Annotated in this window: 1 protein-coding gene; it reads left to right on the forward strand. The window is 37.7% G+C overall.

What is annotated here, in order from left to right; translation table 11 throughout:
- Positions 1-585 precede the first annotated feature (585 nt).
- The gene (locus tag MmiHf6_RS07275) at positions 586-3612 is read left to right on the forward strand and encodes an InlB B-repeat-containing protein (protein WP_316557134.1); all 3027 of its coding nucleotides are present in this window, start codon (positions 586-588) and stop codon (positions 3610-3612) included.
- The last annotated feature ends 263 nt before the right edge of the window (positions 3613-3875 follow it).

A 3875-nucleotide genomic window follows, 5' to 3' on the forward strand; every position in this document is an offset into this window, starting at 1 on the left:
TCGGGTAAGCCTGATCCGAAATCCCTGTCACATATAACTCCGTTTTTTCCTCTCTTGATTCGCATTTCTGCAATTATTTTCAGATACTTTTTCGGTTTTGATGGTATCTAATAATAATGATAAATCCCTAATTTCTATATTTCTTATTAAGCTTTTGGTTTAGTAAACATTCGAATTACAAATGAAAGGTTTACAATAAATCCGAATTTCTTTTCCCGATGTTATTTTTCTTAATGTTAATATGGTCTTTTTTGATTATTGTTCTGAAAATTTGTGTTTTTTAAAAAATGTTTTACATTGATTCGGTTTGGTTTTGTATTTTCTTTGCAATTATATTTTCAATCTTTAATTGCTTGAAAAGAATTATATATGTCCATTTCTCTATTATGTTAAATTGTCTGTAAAAATGTTTATTTATATAATAATTTATATCAACAATTAATTCAAAGGGGTTGAATTTAGATGACAACGACTTTTAAGTCTTCTTGGAAGAAATTCTCAATTTTCATTTGTGTATTGCTTATCTTTTTAATGCTGGCCGGATCAACAAGTGCTAAACAAGCTGTTGATCCCGGAGCTTTTCAGATGCCCAATGTAACTGTCGTTCATTCTTATTCGGATGATGACGGTCAAACTTATCAGTATGATCCTTCTTATGATGTCGATTACAAAACTTTAAGCTATGCCGGTCAGCAGGTTATTCCTGATTGGAGCAGAACAAAACAAGGTATGTATAAAGTTGATCGTGTTGAAATCATTGACTTGGCTGTTAACCTTACAATCAATTACCTGGTAGAGGATTCTCCTTATTCGGGACCGGATGTTTCTTCAACGACGACGGAATCCGGAACTTTTACTTTCGATCCTTGGAATGCCGGGTATGAATACTCTTTATATGTACAATCTTATTATGGCGGCAGTATCTCTGACGATCCTTTTTATTATGATATTTCGGGCAATTCCGGTTTATATCCTGCCGGCAGTGAATCTGATTTCAAAAGCGATAATCTTTATGACGGAATCATTGCAAATTTCTATTATTATGAGTCCGGCGGCAACAATGAATCAGGATGGGACTGGGATCCTGAGGGAAATGCCATCAGCTCCGAAGTCGTCAATTTCGGGGATATTTACAATTTCCAATATAATCGCAATTATGTAATGAATATCTATTACAGCGAAAGCACACCCGAGCCGGACGGTTACGCTCATCTTCACGTCATTCACAATTATGACGGATTTTTAAGTACAAACCTGTACAATGAAACAGATTGCTCCGATATCAGTTCAGCGCTCGTTCCGGCAGGACAGAGAATTACCTCTGAATTTTTGTCCGAAAAAATTCAGCCTTTGTACAGAGAGCATGAATACGTTTATGATTCAATGAGTTTGCATTATGAAACAACAGGCACTTCTTCATCCGGTTATAATAATATCGGGTATTATAATTATAATAACTATTATGATTATTTTGAATATTCAGAAGTAATGGTTGTCGGAGACACATTTGATCCCGAAGCGCATTTGGAATCTCTTTCAGCGCCGACAGGTTCATCGGGGACATTATATGATTATTTCAATGATTCACAATTATCGTTTGATAATCCCGACCCGATTGAAATCCTCAGAGTCTTTTATGGTTATTTTACTTTCTCACTCGTTCATCCGTTGATTGAAAGCCCGATCACTTATTTCCAAAATGAACGCGTTGAAATGAAAAATGAAATTGATTTTGAAGACTACCATGTGTTTGAAGAAGGAATCCATTACATTTTGGTCATCAATTATAAGGCTGAATTTCCAATCACACATCATTACGCTGACGGCAGCGAAGAACATATTTTGACGGAAGGCAAAACCGTTACTTACGGGGAAAATACGAATTTAACGATGTGGTCTAAGCCGGATTTTTCCGGTGAAACTTATACTTTAAAACGTATTGATTTGATTGAATCAAACAGTAAATTGACGGTCAGACATTATTCAGACGGAGGTCAAATTGATCAATTTGGCAATCTTGGTCTTACATCTTTGCGTACTTATGCGGTGATGCCTGACTCTTATATTCGCGTCGGAAATTACATTGAGTACCCCAACTTTAACGGTTACAACACAAAAGATTCTGATCAGCCTTGGAGATTTGATTATTATTCCGGCTCAGAAGATGATGCTATTGCAATGAGTGTCGGAAACAATTTGCTGAATATGTTTTACAGTTATACTATTCCAAGAGCTTTCAGCACGATTGCCGATTTAAACGGTTATCTTTGGATTCGATGGACAGCGGATGTAATGGATGCTTGGTACACTTTTGATGAAGCGAAAACCTATGAAGTTCATTATTATTATGAAAAAGACGGTATCACAACTTACAGATTAACTTATGAGGCGAATTCCGCAAGCGGCACCGTTCCGGTTGATAATACGGATTATCCTGCAAATACATATGCAACCGTTATGACGAAAGGCGATTTGGAAATGTTCGGTTCTGAATTCATTTGCTGGAACACCGAATCTGACGGAAGCGGCATGTCTTATTATCCGGATGATATTATGCAAAATAAAGTCTTGATGGATGATGATTATACATTGTATGCCATCTGGAATTCGGGAATCGAAGTCAATCATATTTATGATCCCGGTATTGATGAATATCAGGAAATGAAATATGTCGAGCCGAATTCACAATTTGATTTGAATCTCTGGAACAGATCCATTCACAACGGAAATGTTTATTATATCAGCGATATCGAAGTTTTCAAGAACGGGACACAGGATTCCGCATATATCTATTTCAACGATCCTGTTTACACATTCGGAAGAGGTTCTACTTATTGTGTCAATATCACCTATTATGATTACGGCCCAATTTCTTATTTCTTGACCTATGACGAAAACGGTGCCGATTCGGGAAATCCGCCTGTCAGTGAATGGTACAACCACAGGGATTCTGTTACGATTAAAGACAATATCGGTCCAATCGGAGACGGTTCTGATATTTTAGTCAAAGACGGTTACAATTTCAACGGCTGGAACACTTGGTCTGACGGAACGGGAACATCTTATCCTGTCGACCACATATTCAATATTGAATCCGACCTTTATTTGTTCGCCGTTTGGGACCCGCTTTACAAAGTGACTTATCACAAAAACGGCGCTTCAGGCGACGTTCCTCTCGACGGCAACGGATACGCTTCCGGCGATACGGTAACAGTTCTTTCCAAAGGAAACTTGCAGATGCAGGGCTACACTTTCCAAAACTGGAATACCAAAATTGACGGCTCGGGGACAACTTATTCGTCCGGCTCAACTTTTGACATTTACGAAGACACTGACCTTTACGCCCAGTGGAAGAAGAACGGCGGAGGCGGCGGAACAGATCCGGACCCCGACCCTGATCCCGAACCCAAACCGGAATCTTCAGACAGTTCAACGAATCCGCCGGCTTTCGAAGATGAAGTTGAAGACGAACCCGAGGACGCGTCCGTTCCAGCCAGTTACAGCGGAATTGCTCTTCCGTTGTTCTTGCTGTTCCTGATCATCCTCGCAGCGGTTCTGTATTTGAGATACCGCAGAAGAAAAACATTGGCTGATGCGGCAAAAGAAAAGTAAGCAAGGATTATTGCTTCGGCAATAATTCTCTTTTTTAATTTTTATTTAAAAATCAGTTCAAATTCAAAATTTCTCTTTTCAGGCAGGATTTATTTTATAATAATCACTCTGCAATTGAATTTATTTTTATTTGTGCCGCCCGGTTCCCTTTTAACTCTCTTCTGTATTTTACATTCAAAAACAATTATATATCTTATGTATTATTATTAGTTATTATTTCTATAAAGAATTTATAATTTATTTATTTAGGGGTTGAATTAAAA

The sequence above is a fragment of the Methanimicrococcus hongohii genome (assembly GCF_032594095.1).
Taxonomy (GTDB): domain Archaea; phylum Halobacteriota; class Methanosarcinia; order Methanosarcinales; family Methanosarcinaceae; genus Methanimicrococcus; species Methanimicrococcus hongohii.

Coding starts and splice junctions, on each gene's coding strand:
- MmiHf6_RS07275 (WP_316557134.1), top strand. CDS start 586: ATGCCCAATGTAACTGTCGTTCATTCTTATTCGGATGATGACGGTCAA.